This window comes from Fictibacillus nanhaiensis (assembly GCF_023715445.1).
In the GTDB taxonomy this organism is placed as follows: Bacteria; Bacillota; Bacilli; order Bacillales; family Fictibacillaceae; genus Fictibacillus; species Fictibacillus nanhaiensis_D.
Map to the genome: position 1 here is coordinate 38553 of NZ_JAMBOD010000005.1, position 26338 is coordinate 64890.

General features: G+C 37.2%; 33 protein-coding genes and 2 pseudogenes. 23 read left to right on the forward strand and 12 right to left on the reverse strand.

Translation table 11 applies throughout. The features are described 5' to 3' along the window. Nucleotides 1-19: 19 nt before the first annotated feature. Both M3196_RS14040 and M3196_RS14045 read left to right on the forward strand, forming a co-directional pair. Nucleotides 20-796 carry a sulfite exporter TauE/SafE family protein gene (locus tag M3196_RS14040; RefSeq protein WP_251322945.1) on the forward strand — a complete coding sequence of 259 codons (777 nt, stop codon included), beginning with the start codon at nt 20-22 and terminating at the stop codon, nt 794-796. Between the two features lie 60 nt (nt 797-856). After that, entirely contained in the window at nt 857-1240 is a 384-nt protein-coding gene (locus M3196_RS14045) for a DUF302 domain-containing protein (protein WP_251322946.1), read from the forward strand. A 29-nt stretch (nt 1241-1269) separates the two neighbouring features. Here the strand turns inward: M3196_RS14045 and M3196_RS14050 are convergent, their stop codons facing one another. From M3196_RS14050 to M3196_RS14065, 4 genes are all read right to left on the reverse strand, one after another. Next, the gene (locus M3196_RS14050) at nt 1270-1857 is read right to left on the reverse strand and encodes a YitT family protein (RefSeq protein ID WP_251322947.1); all 588 of its coding nucleotides are present in this window, start codon (nt 1855-1857) and stop codon (nt 1270-1272) included. A 544-nt stretch (nt 1858-2401) separates the two neighbouring features. Beyond that, nucleotides 2402-2863: an ArsI/CadI family heavy metal resistance metalloenzyme gene (locus M3196_RS14055; RefSeq protein WP_425311010.1), complete on the reverse strand. Its 462-nt coding sequence runs from the start codon at nt 2861-2863 to the stop codon at nt 2402-2404. Nucleotides 2864-2883: 20 nt separating this feature from the next. Next, nucleotides 2884-4176 carry an arsenic transporter gene (locus tag M3196_RS14060; protein WP_425311011.1) on the reverse strand — a complete coding sequence of 431 codons (1293 nt, stop codon included), beginning with the start codon at nt 4174-4176 and terminating at the stop codon, nt 2884-2886. A gap of 43 nt (nt 4177-4219) precedes the next feature. Then, a complete protein-coding gene (locus M3196_RS14065; RefSeq protein ID WP_251322950.1) occupies nt 4220-4540 on the reverse strand; it encodes an ArsR/SmtB family transcription factor in 321 nt (106 codons plus the stop codon). Nucleotides 4541-4679: 139 nt separating this feature from the next. Between M3196_RS14065 and arsC the strand changes: the two genes are divergently transcribed. From arsC to M3196_RS22235, 6 genes and pseudogenes are all read left to right on the forward strand, one after another. Next, entirely contained in the window at nt 4680-5081 is a 402-nt protein-coding gene (gene arsC / locus M3196_RS14070) for an arsenate reductase (thioredoxin) (protein ID WP_251322951.1), read from the forward strand. Between the two features lie 92 nt (nt 5082-5173). Further along, nucleotides 5174-6409: a hypothetical protein gene (locus M3196_RS14075; protein ID WP_251322952.1), complete on the forward strand. Its 1236-nt coding sequence runs from the start codon at nt 5174-5176 to the stop codon at nt 6407-6409. 268 nt (nt 6410-6677) lie between these two features. Continuing rightward, nucleotides 6678-7916 carry an MFS transporter gene (locus M3196_RS14080; RefSeq protein WP_251322953.1) on the forward strand — a complete coding sequence of 413 codons (1239 nt, stop codon included), beginning with the start codon at nt 6678-6680 and terminating at the stop codon, nt 7914-7916. 95 nt (nt 7917-8011) lie between these two features. Then, entirely contained in the window at nt 8012-9421 is a 1410-nt protein-coding gene (locus M3196_RS14085) for a SpoVR family protein (protein WP_251322954.1), read from the forward strand. A 157-nt stretch (nt 9422-9578) separates the two neighbouring features. Beyond that, nucleotides 9579-10367, forward strand: a complete 789-nt coding sequence (locus M3196_RS14090) for a hypothetical protein (protein WP_251322955.1) — start codon at nt 9579-9581, stop codon at nt 10365-10367. Further along, nucleotides 10327-10434 (forward strand): annotated as a pseudogene (locus M3196_RS22235) (SpoVR family protein); the annotation flags it as partial. The gene M3196_RS14090 and the pseudogene M3196_RS22235, both read left to right, overlap by 41 nt. Here the strand turns inward: M3196_RS22235 and M3196_RS14100 are convergent. Next, the gene (locus M3196_RS14100) at nt 10424-11068 is read right to left on the reverse strand and encodes a YczE/YyaS/YitT family protein (protein ID WP_251322957.1); all 645 of its coding nucleotides are present in this window, start codon (nt 11066-11068) and stop codon (nt 10424-10426) included. The pseudogene M3196_RS22235 and the gene M3196_RS14100 sit on opposite strands and share 11 nt — an antisense overlap. 115 nt (nt 11069-11183) lie before the next feature. On the opposite strand from M3196_RS14100, the gene M3196_RS14105 reads away from it, so the two are divergent. The 4 genes and pseudogenes from M3196_RS14105 to M3196_RS22240 form a co-directional block, all read left to right on the forward strand. After that, nucleotides 11184-11636, forward strand: coding sequence for a MarR family winged helix-turn-helix transcriptional regulator (locus tag M3196_RS14105; RefSeq protein ID WP_251322958.1), 453 nt, complete (start codon nt 11184-11186; stop codon nt 11634-11636). Nucleotides 11637-11660: 24 nt separating this feature from the next. Next, complete coding sequence (locus tag M3196_RS14110; RefSeq protein ID WP_251322959.1) at nt 11661-12179, forward strand: GNAT family N-acetyltransferase; 519 nt, start codon at nt 11661-11663, stop codon at nt 12177-12179. Nucleotides 12180-12203: 24 nt separating this feature from the next. Beyond that, nucleotides 12204-12821, forward strand: a complete 618-nt coding sequence (locus M3196_RS14115) for an FMN-binding negative transcriptional regulator (RefSeq protein WP_251322960.1) — start codon at nt 12204-12206, stop codon at nt 12819-12821. An 8-nt stretch (nt 12822-12829) separates the two neighbouring features. Beyond that, nucleotides 12830-12966: pseudogene (locus M3196_RS22240) on the forward strand (SpoVR family protein); the annotation flags it as partial. A 108-nt stretch (nt 12967-13074) separates the two neighbouring features. On the opposite strand, the gene M3196_RS14125 reads toward M3196_RS22240, so the two are convergent. Further along, nucleotides 13075-13965, reverse strand: coding sequence for a LysR family transcriptional regulator (locus M3196_RS14125; RefSeq protein ID WP_251322961.1), 891 nt, complete (start codon nt 13963-13965; stop codon nt 13075-13077). 118 nt (nt 13966-14083) lie between these two features. On the opposite strand from M3196_RS14125, the gene M3196_RS14130 reads away from it, so the two are divergent. From M3196_RS14130 to M3196_RS14145, 4 genes are all read left to right on the forward strand, one after another. Continuing rightward, on the forward strand, nt 14084-14290 hold the full coding sequence (locus M3196_RS14130) for a hypothetical protein (RefSeq protein WP_251322962.1): 207 nt from the start codon (nt 14084-14086) through the stop codon (nt 14288-14290). Further along, complete coding sequence (locus M3196_RS14135) at nt 14290-15573, forward strand: MFS transporter (RefSeq protein WP_425311006.1); 1284 nt, start codon at nt 14290-14292, stop codon at nt 15571-15573. Before M3196_RS14130 ends, M3196_RS14135 begins: the two co-directional genes overlap by 1 nt. 176 nt (nt 15574-15749) lie before the next feature. Next, nucleotides 15750-16448: a response regulator transcription factor gene (locus tag M3196_RS14140; RefSeq protein WP_251322964.1), complete on the forward strand. Its 699-nt coding sequence runs from the start codon at nt 15750-15752 to the stop codon at nt 16446-16448. After that, nucleotides 16441-17511, forward strand: a complete 1071-nt coding sequence (locus M3196_RS14145; RefSeq protein WP_251322965.1) for a HAMP domain-containing sensor histidine kinase — start codon at nt 16441-16443, stop codon at nt 17509-17511. The genes M3196_RS14140 and M3196_RS14145 overlap by 8 nt, the downstream gene beginning before the upstream one ends. Before the next feature lie 30 nt (nt 17512-17541). On the opposite strand, the gene M3196_RS14150 is transcribed toward M3196_RS14145, so the two are convergent. Beyond that, on the reverse strand, nt 17542-18093 hold the full coding sequence (locus tag M3196_RS14150; protein ID WP_251322966.1) for a YdhK family protein: 552 nt from the start codon (nt 18091-18093) through the stop codon (nt 17542-17544). A gap of 225 nt (nt 18094-18318) precedes the next feature. Between M3196_RS14150 and M3196_RS14155 the strand changes: the two genes are divergently transcribed. The 5 genes from M3196_RS14155 (at nt 18319) to M3196_RS21990 (ending at nt 20826) form a co-directional block, all read left to right on the forward strand. Next, nucleotides 18319-18765 (forward strand): SRPBCC family protein, encoded by a 447-nt coding sequence (locus M3196_RS14155; RefSeq protein ID WP_251322967.1) that lies wholly within the window; start codon nt 18319-18321, stop codon nt 18763-18765. Nucleotides 18766-19179: 414 nt separating this feature from the next. Beyond that, nucleotides 19180-19515 (forward strand): ArsR/SmtB family transcription factor, encoded by a 336-nt coding sequence (locus tag M3196_RS14160; RefSeq protein WP_276531380.1) that lies wholly within the window; start codon nt 19180-19182, stop codon nt 19513-19515. A gap of 96 nt (nt 19516-19611) precedes the next feature. Then, nucleotides 19612-19779 (forward strand): hypothetical protein, encoded by a 168-nt coding sequence (locus tag M3196_RS14165; RefSeq protein ID WP_251322968.1) that lies wholly within the window; start codon nt 19612-19614, stop codon nt 19777-19779. 20 nt (nt 19780-19799) lie between these two features. Continuing rightward, nucleotides 19800-20666 carry a permease gene (locus M3196_RS14170; RefSeq protein WP_251322969.1) on the forward strand — a complete coding sequence of 289 codons (867 nt, stop codon included), beginning with the start codon at nt 19800-19802 and terminating at the stop codon, nt 20664-20666. Nucleotides 20667-20694: 28 nt separating this feature from the next. Then, nucleotides 20695-20826, forward strand: coding sequence for a hypothetical protein (locus M3196_RS21990; RefSeq protein WP_276531381.1), 132 nt, complete (start codon nt 20695-20697; stop codon nt 20824-20826). 57 nt (nt 20827-20883) lie between these two features. Here the strand turns inward: M3196_RS21990 and M3196_RS14175 are convergent, their stop codons facing one another. Together M3196_RS14175 and M3196_RS14180 are read right to left on the reverse strand one after the other, a co-directional pair. Beyond that, entirely contained in the window at nt 20884-22071 is a 1188-nt protein-coding gene (locus M3196_RS14175; protein WP_251322970.1) for a chromate transporter, read from the reverse strand. 14 nt (nt 22072-22085) lie between these two features. Continuing rightward, nucleotides 22086-22394 carry a PadR family transcriptional regulator gene (locus M3196_RS14180; RefSeq protein WP_251322971.1) on the reverse strand — a complete coding sequence of 103 codons (309 nt, stop codon included), beginning with the start codon at nt 22392-22394 and terminating at the stop codon, nt 22086-22088. A gap of 258 nt (nt 22395-22652) precedes the next feature. On the opposite strand from M3196_RS14180, the gene M3196_RS22115 reads away from it, so the two are divergent. Then, nucleotides 22653-23477 carry an STAS domain-containing protein gene (locus tag M3196_RS22115; RefSeq protein WP_251322972.1) on the forward strand — a complete coding sequence of 275 codons (825 nt, stop codon included), beginning with the start codon at nt 22653-22655 and terminating at the stop codon, nt 23475-23477. Nucleotides 23478-23526: 49 nt separating this feature from the next. Here the strand turns inward: M3196_RS22115 and M3196_RS14190 are convergent, their stop codons facing one another. Further along, complete coding sequence (locus M3196_RS14190; protein WP_251322973.1) at nt 23527-23811, reverse strand: hypothetical protein; 285 nt, start codon at nt 23809-23811, stop codon at nt 23527-23529. 143 nt (nt 23812-23954) lie between these two features. Between M3196_RS14190 and M3196_RS14195 the strand changes: the two genes are divergently transcribed. Then, nucleotides 23955-25208: a sensor histidine kinase gene (locus M3196_RS14195; RefSeq protein WP_251322974.1), complete on the forward strand. Its 1254-nt coding sequence runs from the start codon at nt 23955-23957 to the stop codon at nt 25206-25208. Between the two features lie 39 nt (nt 25209-25247). Here the strand turns inward: M3196_RS14195 and M3196_RS14200 are convergent, their stop codons facing one another. Beyond that, nucleotides 25248-25616 (reverse strand): SET domain-containing protein, encoded by a 369-nt coding sequence (locus tag M3196_RS14200; RefSeq protein ID WP_251322975.1) that lies wholly within the window; start codon nt 25614-25616, stop codon nt 25248-25250. A 134-nt stretch (nt 25617-25750) separates the two neighbouring features. Then, the gene (locus tag M3196_RS14205; protein ID WP_251322976.1) at nt 25751-26329 is read right to left on the reverse strand and encodes a 5' nucleotidase, NT5C type; all 579 of its coding nucleotides are present in this window, start codon (nt 26327-26329) and stop codon (nt 25751-25753) included. Between the last annotated feature and the right edge of the window lie 9 nt (nt 26330-26338).

Genomic DNA, 26338 nt, shown 5'->3' on the forward strand with positions numbered 1-26338 from the left:
GTCATGGGGAGGTGAAGTCATGGAAATAGGATTCATTATAACAATTTTTTTTATTGGCTTTATAGGTTCTTTTATATCCGGAATGGTAGGGATCGGCGGATCCATTATCAAATATCCAATGCTACTATACATTCCAGCGATGCTTGGCTTCACAGCATACACCGCTCATGAGGTTTCAGGTATCAGTGCCGTTCAAGTATTCTTTGCCACGATAGGCGGGGTATGGGCTTATCGTAAAGGCGGTTATTTGAACAAGACACTAATCATCTATATGGGTACTGCTATTCTTTTAGGAAGTTTTATCGGCGGATATGGCTCACAGGGTATGACAGAGGACCAAATTAATATTGTGTATGCAGTATTAGCTACTACAGCTGCTGTAATGATGCTTATTCCGAAAAAAGGCATCGATGCTATTCCGTTAGATCAAGTTAAGTTTAATAAATGGCTTGCAGCGGCACTGGCGTTTATCGTAGGAGTAGCAGCAGGTATCGTTGGGGCAGCTGGAGCATTTATTCTTGTACCGATCATGCTGGTTGTTCTTAAGATTCCAACTCGCATGACGATTGCCACATCACTTGCTATCACATTCATTTCTTCAATTGGTGCAACGATCGGGAAAATCACGACTGGTCAAGTATTGTTATGGCCAGCTGTAATTATGGTTGTTGCAAGCCTGATCGCGTCTCCGCTTGGAGCTCAGTTCGGGAAAAAAATAAATACAAATCTCCTTCAATTTATCTTGGCGGCTTTAATTATAGCGACGTCAGTTAAGATCTGGTTAGACATTTTATGATAAATTTCTTTTTAATCAGGCAACACAAATTAAGAAAGAGACTTTAGAGGGAGGATGTTTATGTTCCATTACACTGTAGAAACGGCACTGCCAATGGAAGAAGCGGCACGTAAATTAGAAGAGCAATTAAAGGAAGAAAAGTTTGGAGTTCTGTGGCAGTTTAATGTAAGAGAAAAGCTGCAGGAAAAAGGCTTAGATTATAACGATGATTTTCTAATTCTAGAAGTTTGCAATCCTCATGAAGCAAAAGAAGTACTGACACAGAACAAGATGATCGGATACTTCTTGCCTTGTAAGATCGTGTTGTACACAGAGAAAGGGAAAACAAAGATCGGAATGCCGAAGCCAACAGAGTTTGTTAAACTGCTTAATGACAAAGATTTAGAACAGAAAGCGAAAGAAATTGAAGATCGATTGATCGCATGCATGGATAAATCGGTTTAACAAAAATGAGCCTGCTAACGGGCTCTTTTTTATACGCTTCTATAAAAATTAATGGACCGGATAAGAGTCATCGTCATGGTCGCGAAGCCCACCGAGAGAATAGTAACGAGCGAGTATAACAAAATTCCTTCACCGATTACATAGAGTCCTGCTAAAATGACAGCTGCATCAATAAAGAAAATCACCATGCCGACATTGATGGAAAGCCAGCGTGAAACAAAGAGTGCGAGTAAATCTGTTCCGCCTGTACTCGTTTCATAACGGAGCATCCAGCCGATGCCTGTTCCAATAAATAAGCCTCCAATCACAGAACCTTCGATGATAGAAACTGAAAACATGCCTCTTAATGGTGACAGCAGATCAATTATTAGGGAGGAGACTAAAAGACCATGGACACTATTGATAAAATACCGCCGTTCCAGCTTCCATGCTAAAAAATAAATGGGGATGCTAAGTAATATAAGAGTTAAACCTACTTTATAACCCCATACATATTTTACGAGAAGACTGATTCCGATCATCCCGCCATCAAGTAAATGAAAAGGGACAATAAATCCATTTATACCAATACCAAGTAACATGCTGCCAAAAAAAATAGCTACTTTCCGTCTTAACATGGCAATCATCCCTGTCTATTGTGATTACTAAAGAATATGCGGGATTGTCCAAGAATAGTCATTCAGCTGGCCATATCTTTACTAATCCAATAAGGAATTGACTCTGCGCGTTTTGTTTCGTGGTATGAGAGGAGTCGAAATCTGTCAACGAGTGTAGACTCGTGGATATAAGCCAAAAACTCGTGGATAAATGGTGGAAATTTGTGGATTGAGTCCAAAATTTCGTGGATTAAGCACCAATTTTCGTGGATTAATCTTGCCTTACGACTAGTAATACCCTGTGTGGTATACAGGCAGAGAGTTTCTGTGACCGAAACTGCACCATAATTGGAAACAAAAAAGGAGAGGAGCTTACTTTTAAGAAAGCATCCTTCTCTTTTTTTATAAATAGAGGCTTAAAAAATGCTAACAAACGGATTTTTGACGCGGAAAATATCCCGTGAGGAAAAAAAGGACACCTACATTATTGAAAACATCCTTAACAATAAAAAGCTGACATCAAAAGGGTACTTTCTTTACCTTTTGAGTCAGCCACATGTAAAACCTATTTCTTTGTAAAGCCTAATTGTATGGTTTGCGGTTTTTGCGGAGGAGCGCAGCATAGTGAAAGATCGCGTGCATCTCCGGCAGATTCAAACTCAGAGTCTTCTTTTGTGTAAAAGATTTCCCAAGCGTTTCCGTCAGGGTCATATACCCATACCTTATCCTGAACAGCGTAGCAGCAAGTAGTGTTCATCTCGTCGATTAAAAGTAGACCTGATTTTCGAAGGCGTTCTCCCATAGCGAGTACATCTTCCGTATTATTTACCTGAAATCCTAAATGATTAAGCACGCCTTCTTTTTCAAAGGGACGTACATTCAGTGAAAAGTGGAGACCCGGCTCATCGAGCTCGAATTTTGCGTAGTTATCTTTTACTTTTGAAGGTTCATTACCGAAAAAGCTTTTATAAAATTCTAGTGATTTCTCCAAATCAGAACAGTTTACAGCGACATGCATACGCTGGATCATGATTTGCACTCTCCTTTTTATGATAGTAGCAGCAGCCATAAATAAAGGCCGGTTAAAGTAATAAACAAAGTTGGAACCGTTAGAAGGATCCCGATTTTAAAGTAATAGCCCCACGTGATTTTAACACCTTTCTTTGATAAAACGTGCAGCCATAAAAGGGTTGCTAGTGAACCGATAGGTGTAATCTTTGGTCCAAGGTCTGAGCCTATCACGTTTGCGTAAATCAATGCTTCCCGGATGACTCCAGATGTATCTGTTCCCTGAATAGCCAATGCGTCAATCATAACAGTTGGCATGTTATTCATCACGGATGAAAGAACCGCTGCAATAAAGCCCATACCGATCGTAGCAGCAAACAATCCTTGATCTGCGACAACTTGAATCAAGTTCCCGAGCATATCTGTAAGTCCAGCATTTCGCAGACCGTAAACGACTACATACATTCCGATTGAAAATACAACTACCGTCCAAGGTGCGTCTTTAACAACTTTCTTTGTTTGAATAGCTGGGCTTTTTCGTGCGGCTAAAATAAAGATCAGTGCTGCAGCTCCTGCAATAAATGATACAGGAATACCAATAAACTCACTTGTTAAATAACCGATTAAAAGAACAGCAAGGATAACCCAAGAAAGCTTGAAAAGCTTTTGATCACGAATAGCTTCTTTCGGTTTTTTTAATTGTGATAGGTCATACGTTTCAGGGATATCTTTCCCGAAAAAGATAAGCAATACAAGCATGCTCGCAATTAAGGAAAAGAAGTTTGGCACAATCATGCGACTTGCGTATTCAACGAAACCGATATTGAAAAAGTCAGCTGATACAATATTTACTAAGTTTGATACGACGAGCGGCAAGGAAGTTGTATCTGCAATAAATCCACTCGCCATTATAAAAGGAAGAACCATTGATTCTTTAAAATTAAGTGCCCGAACTTGCGCAAGTACGATTGGTGTCAGGATTAATGCTGCACCGTCGTTAGCAAAGAATGCAGAAACAGCAGCCCCAAGAAGGATGACATATGTAAACATCTTCTTGCCGTTTCCGCCAGCAAGCCTCGCCATATGAAGGGCTGACCACTCAAAGAAGCCGATTTCATCCAAAATAATCGATATGAGTATGATGGCAACAAAAGCTAATGTTGCGTTCCAGACGATACCGGTAACGGTCCAGACATCAGCGGGGCTTACCACTTTTAAAAGAAGCGCAATCGCTGCACCAATTGTAGCAGACCAACCAATGGAGAGACCTTTAGGCTGCCAGATAACAAAAATAATCGTAACTAAAAATACAGCGAAGGCTGTAATCGCCATGCTGTCCATATAATTCCCCCCCAATTGCTCCTAAGTCTCTATGTTAGCAGCAAACCTTACCGCCAGATTGTTTAAGTTGTTCAATCTTCTCTGACATGTCAGGCAGTGCATCTAAGTTTGCTTTTATAAAAGGATAGATTTCTCCATCGATGGAGTAGAAGATCCATTGACTGTTGCGTCGTTCTTTAACTAATTTGGCTTGTTTTAATTTTCTTAAATGCTGTGAAATACTAGGTTGTGTCATTTTTAATATTTCAACCAACTCACATACACATAATTCTTCGTGACGGAGTAAAGCTAAAATATTCAAACGTGTTTTATCTGCCATCGCTTTGTAACATTCAGTTAACTGATCCAGTTCCATATCGATCTCACCTCATTAGTATATAACCATATGTTTATATAAAATGTCAAAGAAATATATAAATAAATATTGATATAAGGATATACTTATATTATCATGGTCTCGAAAGAAGTTCTTTTATCCTTAGGAGGTTTTAAACATGGCAAAACCAATCATCTATTTCCTTTGTACAGGTAACTCTTGCCGTTCACAGATGGCTGAAGGGTTTGGACACCACTACCTTGGTGATAAATATGACGTATACTCTGCTGGAATTAAAGCACACGGCGTAAACCCGAATGCGATTAAAGCAATGAAAGAAGTAGATATCGATATTACCAATCAGACTTCTGATGTGATTGATAAAGATATTTTAGAAAAAGCTGATCTAGTCGTTACACTTTGTGGTCATGCAAATGATGTGTGTCCGGCGACACCGCCCCACAAAAAACGCGAACACTGGGGATTTGATGATCCTGCAGGGAAAGAGTGGAGTGAATTCCAACGTGTACGTGACGAAATCGCAGCACGCATTAAACGTTTTGCTGAAACAGGAGAATAATAAATAAAATGGATAAGCTCAGAGACCAATAGTTTCTGAGCTTTTTTGTATGAATTCCTTCATTTCGTTCATGTTATTAAAGAGGTGATAATTTGAAACGATTAGTGCTTTTATTAATAACCCTTTTGATCATTGTTGTAAATTTTCCTGAGCATTCTGAGGCGGCTAGTGTGAAAGCAGCTTTTATCCGTACAGATGGACTTTGGTTGAAAGACGGTGATGTGGAAAGAAGGATTGTAGATGGAACCAATTTGACACACCCAAAATTCTCGAGTGATGGTATGTATATCAGTTACTTAGCTGGTGAAGGTGAATCAAAAGAGTTATGGGTTTACAACCGGGTGACTCGTTTGAAAAGAAAGGTGTTTACAGGTGATGCTGAAATGCCGAGATGGTCTCCAGCTGGTCAATTGCTCGCTTGGAAAAGTGGCAGGATACTAAATGTAATCGACATCTCTAAGCCTGCCACCTCTTTTCAGAACGTAACACTTGGTGTCGGCAACTACAGCTGGACGCCTGATGGTAAAGGGTTTGTAGTTTCCTCTTCCGCTAATTTGCAGCCCGATGGATGGACGCCTGTTCAGATTTTTACAGTCCCTGCTGATGCAAAAGGGGATTTAAAAAAAGTGAAAAAGATTACAACACTCCCTGAAATGAGTGAATCATTTTTTGCGATTAGTACTACAAAATTCAAATGGGGGATAAACAATACAGTTGTTGCATTTATTGCGTGTCCAACTGCATCACTGTCAGCTGACAGCAATACATTGATGATTGTATCAAGGGATGGATCAAGCACTAAAATTATCGCAAATATGTTAAATAATCAGAATTGGTTCCATTGGTCTCCAAAAGCGGAAAGATTGGCTTATATTAAAGGAATTGGAAGACTTATCTCTGAAAATAAGCGCTTAACCATTTGGGACTCACGAAGCGGAAAAGAAATCGATCTAGGTTTTGATGGTTATGCAGATGGTGATTTCACGTGGAGAAATGATCGGAATATGGTTGTAAGCAGACAGATTGAGTGGGGGTGGGAAGTCCCTGAAGAAAAAAGATCTAAACCGTTTTTAGCGATAGTTGATACGACCACTAGAACAGCAAAAAGATTCACCCAGCCAGGTAAAGGAGCGGGAGATAATTATCCTAACACTCTGCCTGGAGGAGAAATCGTTTGGGTAAGGTCATTTGAAAACTCTAATACACAAAAAGTGATGAGAAAGCTTGATTCAGGAGAAAAAGAAACCGTTTGGATCGATCGTTTAGAAAAACCGACCCAAGAATATTACGGTTGGCCAAGTGTATTGGATGTATATCAAGCGAGGTAATTAAAGAAGCATTCGCCATTAGTGAATGCTTCTTTATTATTATGCTTGAAGCCGGGAAATAATTGTCGAAGAAACCAGATGTACAAAAGAGAAAAAGTAAATCCAGTAAAAACCCTAGTCCTTTTGAATCATTTAATTAGCTCTCGAGCCTGAAACGACGAAGGGAAATAAATTGTTGGGGGACAGTCCCCAACAATTTATTTTCTTTAAAAGGATTCTATCTGCTTAATAAGTAATTTTATTAAGCAGATAGAAGGGGGATTTAATTATGCAGTCTTTACGTAAAAATTCACACCAGGAAACACAGCCGTTATATAAGAATGTAAAAGTAATGAATTTGCTTGGAAGTAAATTCATCTCATTTTTGGGCGATCAAATTTATCTTCTCGCACTTCCGCTGATTGTACTTCAGATTACAGGATCAGCGGTTTCTATGGGGATCATAGCTGCAGTAGAAAGGATACCTGTTTTCTTTCAGCCTATAGCAGGATGGATAGCGGATACATATAACCGGAAAAGAATTCTTTATTTCAGTGACCTTTCACGAGGCGTTTTGCTGCTTCTGCTTGCCGTTCTCTATCAGACCAGTACACTCGAATTTTGGCATATTGCAGCAGGTGCATTATTCATGGGATGGCTGACCCAGCTTCATAATGCAGCTGGTTTTGCATTTTTGCCGCACCTCGTCCAAAAAGAACGGCTTCATGAAGCAAATGCATGGGTTGAAGGCTTATTTCAAACGGCAATCATAATTGGTCCTGCACTGGGAGGATTGCTTGTTTCTATGACTGCACCTGGAGTCGGTCTCTTCTTAAACGCACTTTCTTTCTTTTTAACTTTTTGGATGCTTACTAAAATCCATATTGAGTACAAAAACAAGGTAACCTCTTTTAACCGTCGTACATTTTTTCACACATTCACTACAGAACTTAAAGAAGGATTTAAACATGTGTTTCATACAAAGATCATTTGGTATACAAACTTGGCTCTCATGATATCTACATTTGGAACAACCATGTTTTTAACATTACTTATTTTTCACCTGAAAGAAGTCCTGCTTTTAAAGCCTGCTGAGATTGGAATCATACTCTCGTTAGGGGGGATTATGGCGATCGCCGGAGCGCTGATAACGAATAAAATGAGCTGTATATTCAGATATCAGACGATTTTAATGTTTGCTCATCTTGCTGGTGGTCTCTCCATAATAGGGCTTGCATACTCAACAACATTTTTAACAGTTGCGATAACGAATGCTATTGGAGTATTGGCAGCTTGTATGATCAATCCGTGTATTCGTACGATTCGTCAGACGTATACTCCTGATGTACTTTTAGGTAGGGTTCAAGCTACAAGCAGATGGATGACATGGATTTTGTTGCCGGTCTCAGCAATGCTTTCAGGTTATTTGGCTTCATTCACCAGTTCAGAGTTCACTATCACAATTGGTGGAGTCGTCACAGCAAGTACGTTTCTGTTTTATTTATTACCGGCCGTTCGAAAAGCTTAATTTTAAAACCCGTCCGGTTTTTCGGCTTGTTTTCTCATGAATGCCCGTTTACTTTCATACAGTTAAAAGTAAGGAAAAAGCAGGAGGGGGAAAACATGAACTGGGACACACAGAATAAAGAGCTAGAAAAAGCAATTGCTGAAATTACGGAAATTGCCGAGCACTTTGGCCTTGATTTTTACCCTATGCGGTATGAAATATGTCCGGCAGATATTATTTATACATTCGGTGCTTACGGGATGCCGACCCGTTTCTCACATTGGAGTTTTGGAAAACAGTTTCATAAAATGAAGCTTCAATATGATCTGGGGTTAAGTAAAATCTATGAACTCGTTATTAACTCAGATCCTTGTTATGCGTTTCTTTTAGACACAAACTCACTCATACAAAATAAACTGATTATTGCCCATGTTCTTGCCCATTGTGACTTCTTTAAGAATAACGTTCGTTTTTCAAACACAAGAAGGGACATGGTTGAGTGTATGACAGCTACTGCAGAACGTGTGGCTCAGTACGAACATCAGTACGGAAAAAAAGAAGTAGAAGAGTTTCTAGATGCTGTTCTTGCCATTCAGGAACATATCGATCCATCAATTGTAAGGAACAAATTGAACTATGTGTTTGGAGAAGATGATGAAATAATAGCTAAAAAGGAAACACCTTACGATGACCTCTGGAAGCTTGATGATAAAAAAAGTCCAAAACCGGCATTGAAAAAGAAAAAATCATTCCCGCCGCAGCCTGAAAAAGACATTCTCTTGTTTATTGAGCAATACAGTCGGGAGCTTGAAGAATGGCAACGGGATATTCTATCAATGATGAGAGAAGAAATGCTGTATTTTTGGCCGCAACTCGAAACAAAAATCATGAACGAAGGCTGGGCTAGCTATTGGCACGCCAAAATCCTGCAAGAAATGGACTTAACCTCTCATGAGACGATCGAGTTTGCCAAATTAAACGCGGGGGTTGTCCAACCATCGAAGACATCCATCAACCCTTACTACTTAGGACTTCAAGTGTTTAAAGACATTGAAGAACGATATAACAACCCAGATGAAGAGTTAATCAGACAGGGTGTTAAACCTGGCTCAGGACGTGAGAAAATGTTTGAAGTACGCGAACTGGAGTCCGATATGTCGTTCTTAAGAAACTATCTAACTAAAGATCTGGCACAACGAGAAGACATGTATTTATTTCAAAAACAGGGGAAGGAATACAAGATTGTCGATAAACAGTGGGAAGAAGTTCGTGATCAGCTCGTTAGTATGCGGGTGAACGGAGGCTTTCCGTATATCACAGTAAATGATGCGGATTACATGAAGAACGGGGAGCTCTACCTCGTTCATAGCTATGAAGATATGGAACTCGATGTGAAATATCTCGAAAAAGTACTACCGCATGTTTATCATCTCTGGGGAAGACCTGTTCACATGGAGACGAAGATCGAGCAGAAGCCTGTACTTTTCACGTTTGATGGGAAGACGGTACATCGGAAGTATCTATAAAAAATTGAACAAGTGTTTAAAAACACTCCTATGAAGGAGTGTTTTTTTGCTGTCTTTTTTATTTTACTAACGGGCAACGAATAAGGTACCAACATATTACAAATAATTAATATGGTTTAATTTTCTACATAAATGAATAGGAGCCTAGAGAATTATTATGCAAAACCATACAAACGACAATACAGCAAGACGCTATAAGGCTCACGTTAGTATTCTTGGAACCACTCAATTGCACCTAAGGAATCCTTATAGCATCAGCTGGTGGTCATGTGCTTTTCCTGGATTTGGGCATTTGCTATTATCTAAATATTTACGAGGATTTGTCTTATTTATATGGGAAGTAGTAATTAATCTTAATTCACATATTAACTTAGCCATGATTTACACATTTCAAGGAAAAATTGACATGGCGAAGGATGTATTAAATACAAGATGGTTGCTTATTTATATTCCTGTTTATCTTTTTGCAATATGGGATAGTTACCGTACTACAGTTGATATAAATAAAGTGTATCTTTTAGCTGAACGTGAGAACCACCGATATAATTCCTTTAGCATTGGAGCTATGGAAATAAACTACTTGGATAAAAGGGAACCCACTATGGCATTTTTATGGTCCTTATTTATGCCAGGTCTAGGTCAACTTTACATACATAGACTTATCACAGCATTTTTTGTAATAGTATGGTCTGTTGTCTTTTTCTACTTTTCACACACTCTTGAAGCCGTCTCATTGCTTTTTGTTGGGCAGGTTCAAAAAGCTACCTCCGTTTTAAATGCAGAGTGGTTACTTTTTCTTCCATCTGTTTATGGTTTTGCTGTTTATGATTCCTATGTTAATACTGTTGAAAATAATAAACTTTATGAAGATGAGCAGCTGAACTATTTGAAAAGGGGGTCCGGGACTAGAATTCGACATGTCGTTCATCCGAAACTACTTAACTAAAGATCTAGCTCAACGGGAAGACATGTATTTGTTCCAAAAGCAGGGGAAGGAATACTCTATATTGAATGCTTTTTTCCTTTGTCATAAATTGGTGATGTACTAGAGTGTGTTAATATGCGGTCTAATACTTTTTTAGTAATTGGCATAAAGTGATTAAGTAGTAGCCCCGATAAACAAACGGATAATAAAGTTCCAATGCCAATTGGTCCATTTAAAATTATTGCCATTATCAAGAATACGAGGTTAATGAATGTTCTCGACAAAAATATATTTGTTCTAGTTAATTCTTGTATGATTAATGTTAATCGGTCAACTGGAATCGGTGCAAAATTTGTGTGTAAATATGTTGCCGTTCCTAATCCTATAACAACTAAGCCGATTCCAAAACAAACCACTTTGCTGTACCATAGTTCAGGTGTTATCAAATTGTGCAATAAAAAAAGCCACGTATCAATACAAATTCCTGTTATAAGTGCTGTTAACAACCCCAAAACTTCTGGTCTTTGCCTTTTTAAAAATGAATTACAACATATCATTATTAAAGCTATTATTATTTCCCAACTTCCCACAGTTAGCCCCACATTAACGGAAAGTCCTACCAAAAGTGCATCAAAAGGTGAAGTTCCAAGGTCTGATTGTATAGTGAAAGAAATACCAAGGGTTAATATTAAAATTCCTAAGACATAAAAAACATATTTCACTTTACTCACCTCTTAATCATTATTTTTTTGTTGCAAATGCAACAAATTTAGGTTAAATTTAATATATGCCGTTTTTATTGTATTTGCAACAAAAATATGTACTAAGGAGCTAATTATGAAGGAAATTCTTCGTGAAATTGGAATGATAGCAAGGGCATTAGATTCTATAAGTAATATAGAATTTAAAGAATATGACCTTACAAAAGGGCAGTATTTGTACCTTGTGAGAATATGTGAAAACCCAGGGATCATTCAAGAAAAGTTAGCTGAGATGATAAAAGTAGATCGAACAACAGCAGCTCGTGCTATTAAAAAACTTGAAATTAATGGCTTTATTGAAAAGAAAGAAGATAAACATAACAAAAAAATTAAAAAACTCTTTCCAACAGAGAAAGGGAAGAATGTTTATCCTTTTATAAAAAGAGAAAATGATTATTCTAATATTGTGGCATTAGAGGGATTTTCCGAAAGAGAAATAGAAAGCATTTTCAATCTTCTTCAAAGAGTAAGAAAAAATATAGAAAAAGACTGGGAATTTGTAAAAAAGGGAAACAAGAGAAATTATTGATTATATAAGGAGCGACATATTTAAATGGCTATAAACTTAAAAAAATGTACCCTTGAAGTTTCACGCAAACTTCAAGAAATTAGTTATGAAACATTTCATGAGACATTTAAGCATCAGAATTCACCCGAAAACATGAATGCCTATTTGGAAAGGGCATTTAACTTAAAACAATTAGAAAAAGAACTGTCCAATATTTCATCGCAATTCTTTTTTATTTATTTTAATAATGAAGTCGCTGGATATTTAAAGGTCAATACCGATGATGATCAGTCTGAAGAAATGGGTGATGAATCACTTGAAATCGAGAGGATTTATATAAAGAATGAATTTCAAAAACATGGGCTTGGTAAATATCTGCTAAATAAAGCTATGGAAATTGCGATGGAAAGTAATAAAAAGAAAATCTGGCTAGGCGTATGGGAAAAAAATGAAAATGCTATTGCCTTTTATAAGAAAATGGGGTTTGTTCAAATTGGAGCCCACTCTTTTTATATGGGTGATGAAGAACAAATTGACTTCATAATGACCAAAACACTCATATAACTTTTTTTGAAAGGTGGATTATTATTGTATATTCCAAAGTATTTTAAGGTAACAAATATTGATGATATATGGGATTTTGTTCAAAAAAACTCTTTTGCCACGATTGTAACAACAGAACAAGAGAAACCAATTGCCACTCATTTGCCATTGCAGTTAATTAAAGAAAGAGATACTTATTATATAACGGGGCATATGGCTTATGGGAACCCTCAATGGAGAACATTCGATTCCTGTGAAGATGTATTGGTTATGTTCCAAGGACCACACGCCTATATCTCTTCTTCCTGGTATGAAGAGGAAAATGTCCCAACATGGAACTATCAATCTGTACATGTTTATGGTACAGCCAGCATTTTGAGTGAAGAAGAGTTAAAACAGGACCTGACAATGTTGCTGCAAAAATATGAAAAACACCGTAAGAATCCAGTTTTATGGAATAATCTTTCTCCTCAGTTATTAGAAAAGCAACTAAAAGGTATTGTTGGGTTTAAGATTAAAATACAGGAAATTCAAGCTGCCAATAAACTAAGTCAAAATCGTAATCAAGAGGACTATCATAACATCGTTAATAAACTCTATGAGGAAAAGGATTTGAATGCTCAACAAATGGCACAATTGATGGAGAGGATGTTGAACAAGTAATCCTATATGACGTGAAGTATCTGGAGAAGGTTCTTCCTCACATCTATCATCTCTGGGGTCTACCTGTTCATATGGAGACAAAGATCGAGCAGAAGCCTGTTCTGTTCACGTATGACGGAAAACGGTGCATCGGAAGTATCTATAAAATTAAACAAGTGTTTAATAATAAGTGGAAAAAGCACGTGCAAAACATACCCTTCTCCATAAGTTTAAAATCGAAGCTCATCCTAATGGATTGAGCTTCTTATTTGAATTAAATTACGCAGGAGTCGTGATTAATAAATCTAATAAAGGCGTCTACCACAGGACTAGGGAAAGTCTCCTTATGTCGGACAATATGAAAGTTTCTAATGGTACTTAAGTCTTTTCCTTCTATTACTTGAATCTCTCCAAACTTTGTTTCCATTTGAATGGTTCTTCTCGAAACGAAACTAATGTATTCTCCAGTTAATACTGCTTGTTTGATCGCTTCTGTTGAGTCAAGTTCGATATACTTTTGAAGATTAACCTCATGTTGTTTAAGGTGTTTTTCGATAGTTTTGCGTGTATTGGAATCTTGCCCTCTCATAACGAGCTTCTCATTGATTAAGTCTTCAAGTCTTACATTTTTCTGATTGGTAAGGGGGTGGTTCTTCCTTGCAATTAAGACAATCTCATCCTGTAACAGAATCTCATTGATTAACGATGTAATTACAGGCACCTCTGGGATAATGGCTATATCAAGTAAATTGTTTTTAACTTTACTGAGAATTTCATCTGTTGGCTGGATTTCTAGTTTAATGCTTACACCAGGATATTTTTTCATAAAGTTGATAACAATCGGAGCCATCAAGTAGTTTCCGATTGTAGTACTAGCTCCAACCACGATTGATCCACTTTCTAGGTTTTTCATCCCTTCCATAACAGACTCTGTTTTGCCTACTAAAGAGAGAATTTTTTCTGCCATTTCAAACAAAACCAAACCAGAATCGGTCAGTTGAATTTCCCTTCCTACCCGATGGAAAAGGGTTAATCCAAACTTCTTTTCCAATGATTCTATTTGTCTTGAAACAGCTGGTTGACTAATGGAGAGTTCAATTGAAGCTCGTGTAAAACTTTTTTGCTTTGCAACATGATAAAACGTTTTAAGCTGATAAAAATCCATGGATTCCTTCTCCTTTTTCATAACCAAACCGTATAGAGGGTATTACAAATATGCATTTTTATTATATTTCAATGAAGAATAGAATGGAAGAAAGGTAACTTATTCGGGAGAGGATCTTATGTTTTGGTTTAAAAGAAACCCAATATATTTAGTCCATTTAACGATAAGTACTGGTGAGTCATTTAAGGTACAACAATTATTAAGTACATGGGGAATTCCCTTTAAACTTGAAATGTCGTCATCTTGCATCCTTCTAAAAGTAAAGGAAGAGGATATCGAGCTTGCAAAAGACGTTGTTAAGATTGCTGGCATTAAAAGGGGATAATGAGTATGCTAAATGACAAAATAGAAGCATTAGATCAGAGCAACAGCATTTCATCTGAAAGACTAAAACAGATATATAAGAGAACGTTGTTCGTTGTAAGTATTTCGCAGATCTTTGGAGGGGCTGGACTCGCTGCAGGTATCACAGTGGGTGCACTTCTTGCACAGCAAATGATAGGTACAGATGCATTTTCTGGATTGCCTGCTGCACTTTTTACGATCGGCTCAGCAGCGGCTGCATTTATAGTAGGACGTCTTTCTCAACGGTATGGACGCAGAACAGGGTTAACGATCGGATTTATGTCGGGGGGACTGGGAGCGTTAGGTGTTGTTATTTCTGCTATAACAAACAGCATTTTGCTATTATTTGTTTCTCTTTTTATATACGGTGCGGGTACTGCTACGAATTTGCAAGCTCGTTATGCAGGTACAGATTTGGCAAGTCAGAATCAGCGTGCGACAGCGATTAGTTTTATTTTAGTTTCAACAACTGTTGGTGCTTTTGTAGGTCCAAACTTAGTCGATGTGATGGGGGATTTTGCTTCATCTATTGGTGTTCCAGCCCTTGCAGGACCTTTCATCTTATCGGGAACGGCATTTATAATAGCTGGTCTTATTATTTTTCTTATGCTTCGTCCAGATCCTTTCTTAATCGTAAAAATGTTAGAATCTAGTAAAAATAAGCAAATCAATAAACTATCTATAACTAATCGTAATCAGTCCAATGATAAAAGGGGCATTGCAATCGGTGCTGCTGTCATGATCCTTACACAGCTGGTGATGATTGCAATTATGACGATGACCCCTGTTCATATGAAACATCATGGACACGGACTTAGCGAAATAGGTCTAGTCATTGGTGTTCATATAGGCTCGATGTATCTGCCTTCACTCATTACTGGTGTCCTTGTTGATAAGATTGGCCGGACTGTAATGATTATTGCTTCAGGGATCACATTGCTTCTTGCAGGTGTAATAGCAGCGATTGCGCCTAGTGATTCTATGTTACTTCTTGTTATTGCTCTTTCTTTACTTGGAATAGGCTGGAATTTTGGATTAATCAGTGGTACCACTATATTAGTAGATTCAACAGAATCATCAACCCGCGCTAAAACTCAAGGCACGATTGATGTATTAATAGCCTTGGCAGGGGCTTCTGGAGGAGCTATGTCTGGAATGATTGTAGCTTATTCCAGTTATACGGTATTATCATTTGCTGGAGGAATATTGTCCTTAATGCTGGTTCCAGTTGTGGTTTATTATTATGGAAACAGAAAAAAATAATTAAGCAAAGATGATTGTAATGGAACAGCGACGGTCTGTTGTCTTTTAGACTATCTTTTTTATATACCCCTTAACTTAAACAAGTGTTTAAATCTGCATCTGAGAAGCACGCTAATGGCGTGCTTTTCGCTATGCTCAGTTATAATACAGATAAATAAACCTTGAGGAGACGTTGAATGAAAACCATTTTAATTGTTGATGATGAACCAAAATTACTGGAAGTGGTCTCTTCCTATTTGAGAAAAGATGGATTTTTAACTCTGGAAGCGTCAAATGGAAAGGATGCTCTTCACTATATTTCTACTAAAGCTGTGGATCTTGTTGTACTGGATTTAATGCTGCCTGATATAAGCGGAGAGGAAATCTGCCAAACGATAAGGAGAAAAGTAAGCGTTCCGATACTTATGCTTACTGCAAAAGTAAAAGAGGAAGATCGGATTAAAGGATTATCACTCGGTGCTGATGATTATATGGTAAAACCGTTTAGCCCTCGCGAGCTTGTTTTGAGAGTAAAAACGATCTTACGCCGTTCAGGAGATGGAGAATTACTAGCTGAACAGATTACATATAACGATGGTGAACTTAAAATAACGGCTAACAAACAAGAGGTGTATGTAAATGAAAAGCTTGTTAACCTCACCCCAAATGAATATAAATTGCTGATTACTTTTGCAAGACATCCTAACCGTATATTCTCTAGAGATGAATTGATCGAGAAGATATTAGGCTTTGATTATGAAGGTGGTACAAGAACCATCGACCAGCACGTGAAGAACCTGCGTCAAAAAATTGAAAGCAATCCAAAGGCACCCGAATATATCGTTACCGTTTTTGCGATGGGGTATAAGTTTACAGGAGGGAGTTCTCATGTTTAGAGGCCTGCATGCTAGATTAACGATTAGTTTTGTGTTTGCTGCTTCCTCTATTCTTATCATTGCGAGCATTATTATCATGCTAGAAGTACATTATCATTTGAGCATGTTTAAAGAAGATGTACCAGACTTCAATAGTATAAGTCCATTAACGCATCACTTTGAAAGGGCGTTGTTAAGTTCTATACTTTGGACATCAATAGGCGCAATCGTCCTGGTTTGTATTATTAGTTATTTTGTTGCCAAAAACCTTTCAACTCCGCTTATCCAAATGAGGAAAGCAGCAGAAAAAATGGCTAAGGGAGAACTTAATGCAAGAATTAAGACATTAGGCAACGATGAATTGAATGAACTCGGTTTATCACTTAATCAATTAGCTTCTCAGCTTCAACTGCAAGAATCAGCCCGAAAGAATATGACTTCTGACATTGCACATGAATTACGTACACCTTTAGCAACCATTAAAAGCCACCTAGAAGCCTTTGAAGATGGTGTGTTCCATCCAACGCCGGAAAGAATTCAATCGCTTAAAGAAGAAATAGAACGGCTTATACTTTTGGTACAAGATCTGGAACATCTTACTGCAATGGAATCACCACAATCGGTGCTTAAACTTAAACAAGAAGATTTAAGTAAAGTGATAAGCAGAAGTATCAATGCAGTATCAGGATCTTATGTGCAAAAAGGTGTCAAACTTGAAAGCAATTCTAAGGTTCCCATTGAATTAAATCTGGACGCAAAACGTATTACTCAAGTTTTTATTAACCTCCTAACCAATGGATTAAAATATACCCCTGCCGATGGCAAAGTAACTGTTTCAGCAAAGCAAGTTAACGACCACGTTCATATAACGGTGAAGGATACAGGAAAAGGAATTCCAAAAGAAGAAGTTGAACAAGTGTTTGAACGGTTTTACAGAAGCGAAAAGTCAAGGAATAGAGAGTTTGGCGGCAGTGGAATTGGTTTGACGATCGTTAAAAGAATTGTAGAAGCTCATGGCGGTCAAATCTGGATTGAAAGTGAACTTGGAAAAGGTACGGAAGTCCATATTCGTTTTTCTAAATAAAAAAGTCTCCATGTCGGAGACTTATTTTAATTATTCAGCGGATAATTCACTTTCTGTTACCCACTTATGATTGGCAACTTTTTCACCGCCTGTTGTAGGGATGTAATCAACCATATAGACAGTCGTTCGTTCAGCAGAATCAATGGTACCCTTTGCACCTTTCATGCCTTTCATATGATCTGCATTAAGAATAACTTTTGTTCCAGGCTTTAATGCCTGATCTCCAGCATCTTTAATCTCCTCGTGTATAACCCATTTATGATCAGTTACTTTTTTTCCACCAGTTGTAGGAGTATAAGATACGGTATAAACAGTAGTATCATAAGCGCCAACAATCGTTGCTTCAGCTCCATTCATCCCTTTCATATGATCAGCATTAATGATTGCCTGACTGCCTACTTCAAATGTTGGATTCGTGGCTTCTTTTAAATCTTTTGGAACTTTACCAGACCCTGAATGATCCATTCCTTCATGTGTTTCTTCTTTCTCTTTCTGATTTTCTTTTTCATCATTACCACAGCCAGCGAGAGTAAGGGATAGAGCAAGCAGTAAAGTGGCGAATAAGTTTTTCTTTATGTTCATTTTACATCCTCCTTCTAATAAAAGATTACCCATTAAATATACCGTTTGTAGAAATTAGCGAGCTAGATGTTAAACAAGAGTCACAAGGCTCTAGTTTTAATTCATTGTAAAAGGAAGTTATGAAGAAGTTGTGAAGGAAATGAAAAAAAGAAAAAACTTTTTGATAGAAGGAGAAGGAAATCAAATGTTTTTCATGAAGTGAGTAAAGAACAGGAGGATGGAAATATGCCATATATTAAGCATAGAACGTATATTAAAGCGGAAAAAGAGCTTATTTATAAAATACTTACTACTTCAGAAGGTTGGAATGCTTGGTTTACTGATGATACCTTTTTAAAAATATATCCAGATGGAACAGGCGACATTAAACTAAGATGGATCGATTATGGTATAGATAAGACGAATATTGAAGACGGTGGGAAGATACTAGAATCTATACCTAACAGGACATTTATTTTTCAATGGTCTCCAGGTGAAAGCAAAACAACAGTCAGTTTCCAACTCGAGTCGTATAAAGATGGAACTTTAGTCAGTCTGAAAGAAACAGGATATTTAAATTCTGAGAAGGATTTAAATGCATGTATCGGATGTGCTGCAGGCTGGGGAGAAGCACTGACACTTTTAAAAGTATATGTAGAGCATGGAATTATTTATAAGGATGATACAGTTTAATTAAAAAAAGCACTCCATAGAGAGTACTTTTTGAATAAATTTTTGAATCTACAAGAAGGTAGTTGCTGAGAATTGCCCCTTATAATGGGTTGCCCTTGATTTATGATAGTATTGCAGTTCAGCATACTGATAATACAAGTTGTGATTGTTTGCATTTGCAGTTTTTAGCCGCTCAAAATGTTGTTCGAGTGCTGCATGCTTTAAAAAATTCAGCTGGGCAATTTGAATAGTGGAATATGGTTGATCATATGGCTGTTGTCTAAAGTAATTTATAAGGATCACCTCCCGTAATAGTTTATGTTTTAGAAAAATATAAGCGACTCATCAATTTTTTTTGATTTATTAGTTGCAATTTAGAAAAATAAGGATATAATGAAATTACATCAAATAATTTTGATGTTAGGAGTGGTAAAAATGAAGAAAGAAATACCTTTACTAAATAATATGAATCCAGCTGCAAACACTGACTTTGAAAAGTATGAACAAAAATTTAAAGCTCTAGCCGATCAGCAGAGGCTACAAATCATTAATATCTTAGCGCTTAAAGAAAGTGTATGTGTTTGTGATTTAACACCGATCATCGATATGCCGCAATCTAAATTGTCTTATCACCTCAAGATTCTATTAGAAGCTGACTTGATTCAAAAAGAAAAGAGAGGGACCTGGAACTATTATTCTTTGAATGTTAAGGAACTTAAAGGTCTTCTATCTGATCAATTGTGTTGTGTGTTCCTTCCATCTTGTTGTTAAATGACGTACTACAATCTGTAGTATTTTTTTAAACAAAACATCAAATTTTTTTGATGTATATATTCAAATTTTTTTAATATAAGGGAGGCTGCTTTAATGAATCTTTATTATCTGGAAAACATGATTCGAAAACAGCGTAAAGATTTAGAACAAGTAACTAGGGAGAATTGGAAACTCCAATCAGGTGAAAAGAAAAAAGTATCTTTTAGAAATTTATTTACAAGAAAGACAGTGATTCAAAATAACCAAGTTTGTTGTGCTTGATCGAAAAGGAGAAAAAAATCATGTGGTTGGAAACCATTAAAAGTTTTTTGAGCATTGCTTTAGAACTTACCGTATTATTCGTGGTTATCTCATTTGTTATCAACCTGCTTCAGTCTTATATTCCATATGAAAAAGTAGAGAAGTATCTGAGCGGTAAGAACAAAGGTTTAGCCGCTGTATTTGCTCTAATCTTTGCCTTTATTACACCGTTTTGTTCTTGTTCCACCATCCCAGTTGTCGTGAACATGCTCAAAAAGAAGCTGCCTTTCTCTATTGTAATGATTTTCTTGTTCTCATCTCCCGTACTAGATCTAACAATCATTACCATAATGGGGGTTATCCTTGGCTGGAAAGTTACTATTATCTACACCATAATTACAGCCGTTTTCTCTGTGGTAATAGGTTTCGCGTTAGAAGCTTTTGGATTTGAGAAATCAGTGAAAAACGTCGTGATGACGGGCTATAAAAAAGAATCAAAAAAGTTTGACGTAACGGCTGCTCTTCAGGAGACACTTGGGTTGATGAAGAGCGTTTATCCTTATCTTATAATAGGGGCTGCAATAGGAGCCATAATCCATGGGTTGGTTCCAACGAACTGGATTGCCGGCACATTTGGTAGTGATAACTGGTGGATCGTTCCAATCGCTGCAATTGTAGGTATACCCCTATATATACGGCTTTCAAGTATGCTACCAATTTCTCAAGTCTTAATTGCTAAAGGTATGGCGTTAGGTCCTGTAATGGCGCTTATGATTTCCTCTGCTGGGGCTAGTCTCCCTGAGGTTGTGCTCTTAAAATCTATATTTAAGAAAGAATTAGTGATTACGTTTGTACTTTCTGTCGTAACAATGTCTACGGTATCAGGTTTCATCTTTTATTTCGTTTAATAAAAATACATGAAAGGAGGTGAAAAAAATGAGCTTTATTAAGATACTTATTGGAGAGAAAAAGCAAAATGAATGCTGCAGCATAGAAATTAAAGAAGTTGAGAGTATTGAAGTTTCTTGTTGTGATAATGATAAAGAAAACAAAAATTGCTGTGCATGATAATGATAAACGAAAACAAAAAAGCTGCCATTCCCGGCAGCTTTTTTAAACATTTGTTTAAATAAATGTCAATAACACTCCGCCGATTGCACCTGTTACAACAATGATCCATGGCGGAAGCTTCCAATAGACTAGCATGCTAAACAGCACTGCAGCAAAAGCAAAGTCCAGTGGTCTGATGATCGTACTCGTCCAGATTGGTTTATAAAATGCGGAGATCAATATCCCAACAACAGCCGCATTTACACCCATTAATGCGCCTTTGATTTTTGGGTTTCGGCGGAGCATATTCCAAAAGGGAAGTGTACCTAAGATCAAGAGAAACGCTGGAAGAAAGATTGCAAACGTTGCTAGTAATCCTCCTTGCCATCCGTTCATAACTGCTCCGATATATGCGGCAAATGTGAATAATGGTCCTGGTACAGCTTGGGCAGCACCATATCCAGCTAAAAATGCTTCTTCACTGATCCAGTTTGTCGGAACAAATTCACGCTCCAATAAAGGCAGGACAACATGACCGCCACCAAACACTAATGAACCTGAGCGGTAAAAGCTGTCAAAGAGTGCAATCCAGCCGATTGACGTTGCTTCCCTTACGATAGGCAAAATCACAAGTAAACCAAAGAATAATGTTAAACAAATCATTGCAAATGTACGAGAGACAGGAAATTCAAATTCTGTATCTTCATTTTCTGTATGCTGCCGGTATATGAGAAAACCAATAATTCCAGCAATAATAATAACTCCTACTTGTGAAAAAGCCGTTTGCCAGAGCAGGGTAACCACTAAAGCAAACAATGCGATGGACTTTCGCTTTAAATCGGGAGTTAATTTCTCTGCCATGCCTAGAATGGCATGAGCAACAACAGCAACAGCAACAATTTTTAGCCCATGAATCCAACTAACGTCACCAATATCAAGTCCGTCTAAAATAAGTGCAAATAGTATTAGTGCGATAACTGAAGGTAGTGTAAACCCTATAAATGAGATAATGCCTCCTAAGACGCCGCCGCGCATTACGCCGATTCCAATGCCAACCTGGCTGCTCGCTGGCCCGGGTAAAAACTGGCACAATGCTACAAGATCCGCATAGCTTTTTTCATCCATCCACTTTCTTTTTCTTACGTATTCTTCGTGAAAGTATCCCAAATGTGCAATTGGCCCGCCAAAAGATGTTAAGCCAAGTCTGGTAGAGATTAGTAGTATTTCTAATAGAGTTTTTAAACGATTCCTTTCAAGGTTCACAGATTTCACCTCATTTAATCTTTAATTTCTTTGAAAAGTTCATATGCTTTTTTTCTTGCCTCGATTAGCACATGATTTCCTTTTTCTGTAGCGGTGTAATACTTTCTTATTTTTCCTTCTACATTTTTTTCTTCTTTTGATAAGAGACCATCTGACTCCATGTTGTGAAGTATAGGATAGAGAGTGCCTGAGCTGATGTTATATCCATGTTCTTTAAGTTCTTGTACCATCCATACACCGTATATGGGGTGTTCTTTGGCATGGTGCAAGATGTGTATTTGAATAAACCCGAGGAATAGTTTTCGCAAAACTTTCTCTTCCATTGCTTCACCACCAGTATGTTGAATGATTTCGAAAATCAATATCGGCTTTCGATAATAAATTAACACGGGATAAAAAGAAGTTCAACCGTCCAGGGTTATGATTTACAAAAGTTTAATAAATCTTTCTTGAGAGTAGGGATTCTTAAAAAAACACTTAAATACTTAATTTTTTTCACAGTTTAGTCAGTTTATGGTTTTTAATGGTACAATGGAAAGAAACTATCATAATAAAACTAATAGATACGGAGTGTGAAAGCTGTGAAAGCGACATTAACGGTTGTTAATTATCTAAAAGAAAATTCAGAGCTTCTAGCTAATAAAATCGTTGATGATATTATTGAACAGTTTGGTTTTCAAGTCAGCTCTGAAGATATAACTCAAGCAAAAAAGGTGTATGTTGAATTTCTAGAATTCTTAAGTGAATCTATTGACTGTAATGAAGGATCTGTCCCAGAAAAACTAGTTGTCTGGAGCAGAGAAAACGGTGAGAAAGCAGCAGCGAAACATAATAGAATCTCGGATATTCTGATTCGTTATCCTGACACACGGATGGTATTTGCAGATTTCATAATGAATATTAGTTTGGAGCATGGACTGGATACCAAAGACGTAGTGTTAATCTTAAAACGTGTCCATCACATGCTTGATATCAGCCTAAATGAGACGGTTCTTGCATTTGAGAAACGTTCTGAGGAGTTGCTTTTAAAAGCAAAAACAGAGCTTAGGGAATTATCTACACCTATCGTACCCGTTCAGGATGGACTTGCTGTTCTACCATTAATCGGGTCAATTGATGCTGACAGAACAGAGCATCTAATGAATGGTGTACTGCCAAAAATTCCTGAAATGAATATTGAGTGTCTTATCATAGATTTTTCGGGAATCGTAGCCATTGATACTGAAGTGGCATCCCATATTTTTAATGTATACAGAGTGCTTGGATTATTAGGAATTGATGTACTAGTTACAGGTCTTCGTCCGGAACTGGCGATAAGTGCTGTTTCAGAGGGAATAGATTTTACTTCCATAAAAACATTTGCTAACGTGAAACAGGCGATTGAAAGCATAAGATCTTATGCTTAATTAAACAGTTGTTTAGAAAAAAGCACGCAGATTAAGCGTGCTTTTTGTTTTACTTCGTTTTATTTTTTATATAGTTGATAAAACCTTCTCGGTGTCCTTCGCTATCCATTATTTTACGGACATAATAGGGATCCTTTAATAATCCGCTTTGTTTTTCAAGTGTGATCCATTCTTTTAACTGAGTATCATTTATAAGTACTATGTACCATTCTTCCTTTTCGAGTTCTGTCCATAGCTCATGAATATCAGGATCTTTTATTTTCAGCACTCTTTTTTGTATCACTTCTATTACCAATCCTGCTGTTATTAAACATAGCAATAAGAAAAGCATCATTATATGCACCCTCAATCCTAGAAACCACTATTAATAGTGGATCAATCATTTTTTGAAATTAAAAGTATGAATGAAATTGTATTGTCATTACTTGGAACTAAATGTAATATTTTCTTTAATAGTTCTAATGGATGGTGAACGGATTGGAGATTACCCAGCATTTATTATATAACTTGTCTCTATTGCTTATTTTTATTTTCACTTGTATCTTTTGGTCTTTAAAAAGAAAAGAACCAGCGTTAATTTCTAAACGAGCAGCCCTTGTATGCGGTATTGCAGCGATATGGACATGTATTGCGTTTGCCTATGAATTAACGGACACCACACGTTTTGATTTAAGAGAGGTGCCTGTCATTATAGGTGGTCTATATATGGGAATAGGACCGACCCTTTCTTTAGCTATTATACTGATAAGAGGATTGTTTGGTATAGATACCGGATTCTTTTTAAATCTTTTAATTTATGGATCGCTCGCTTTGCTGTTATGGAGAGTATATCCGTTGTTTTGGAGAAAGAGTTCCAAACAGAGGATCATTATATCAGTTAGTGTAACGGTATTAACAAGTATAGCAACGATTGCAACGATGGAAATTGGGAAGATGGATCTGGACCGTGTTGATGCCTATTTTGCGTTTCTGGTTATTCCGGCGCTCGGAATGTTAATCACCACGAGCACGATTGAGTTTGTGAGATCCGATCTTCAGATGAGGCAGCAAATCTTTAAATCTGAAAAATTAGCAGCGGTTGAACAAATGGGGGCTGCCATTTCACACGAGATAAGAAATCCGCTGACTGTTTCAAAAGGATTTGTACAGCTGCTGGAAAAGGAAACAATCACACCTGATAAACAAAAGGAATACCTTGAATTGATACGCGAAGGTCTCGATTCAGCCGAACAAGTAATCCAAGACTACTTAACATTCTCTAAACCGACGATTGATTCTTTGGAAGAATTAAACGTACAGCATGAACTTAGTCAAATCATTACGATCTTGGTGCCGACAGCCAATCAGCATTCGGTTCTTATAACAGCTCAATTTTCACCTTCTACATTTGTTTTAGGAGACCGGCAAAAGTTCCGGCAATGTATGTTAAACGTGATGAAAAACGGGATAGAGTCTATGTCTCATGGAGGAAAATTATCAATTATAGTAAACAAGGATAATAACAAAGTAACAATAGAGATTAAAGATACAGGGGTAGGTATGACAAAAGAGCAGATTAATCGTTTAGGCGAGCCTTATTACTCAACGAAAGGTGCCAAAGGAACGGGGCTTGGCATGATGGTAGCCTTTAGCGTAGTTAGAGCGATGAATGGAACAGTACAGATTACAAGTGAAATTAAAAAAGGGACCATTTTTTCCTTTCAGTTTCCTGTCAATAGCCCTTACTCATAATGAAAAACAGCACGCGGATTAAGCGTGCTGTTTCTTTTTCTACCAGACATCGAACCATAATGCTTCTTTGTCATTTGGGTCACCATTATAATTTACAAGGATTTCTTCACCTGCTTTAATTTTTTTTAGGGCAAAGAAATCTACTGTTTCTTTTTTTAAGTTATTTTCGAATACAGCATTAGGGGTGTAGGAATGGTTAAATAAAGAACCATAGCCAAGGGCGATTGCAACGTGATCGTAATTTTCACCCCAGTTAAAATAGTAATTTCTTAAAACTGTTTTTTGCAGTTTCCTATATTCATCATTTGGACATACGATTACAGGTGCTTCATGAATCAATACTCCCTTTTGAATAGTGCGTGTAGCAAATATGCCTCTGCCGTAACGAGATTTTTTGATTTCAATCAAACCTTAGTCACCACCATTCTTCTCATCAGAAAAAGTCATGTCATGATAAGGTATGAAAAAGAGTGGTATAGAGATAGTGTATGAGCCTACAGACTATAAATTTTCAGGCAAAAAAATAGAGCGCTAAGAGCGCACTAATTTTTATTCGTATGTTTTTTTATGATTTCTTTTAGTTCAGACCAATTTGTCAGTCTTGGAATATCCATATGCTGATTATAAGATTGATCTCTCACATAAAGCTGAACAGATTGATCAGTAAGGGTATTTAATACGTTCGGTTTATCGTCAAAATAGTAGTCCAGGTTCAAATCCTTTATGGTATGAATCTTTTCTTCATCTTTCATACCGCAGAAAAATCTGCCTTCTTGAACGGGAAAGCCTGCTTCTTCTACCCATTTTTTTGTTTGTTTACAATGTTTAGCAGGTCTGGCTGTTATATAGTAGATTTCATGTCCTTGGTCGTGAAGCTCTTGTAAAACTTCTACAGCCTCCGGATAGGGAGGACAATCTGTGAAATAGATTTCTTCCATAGAATCCAGCCATAACTGGTTTCCTTCCTTTGTTGAAAGACCAAAAGGTTCATGAATCTCTAACGTTTTAATCGTATGAAAAATATCAATAGGAACGTTTTTCTTTAGCTTTTTATTGTATATATGAAAAGCATGCTCTCGTAAATTTATTAAAGTATCGTCTATATCAAAACCAAATCTCATTAGCAAAAC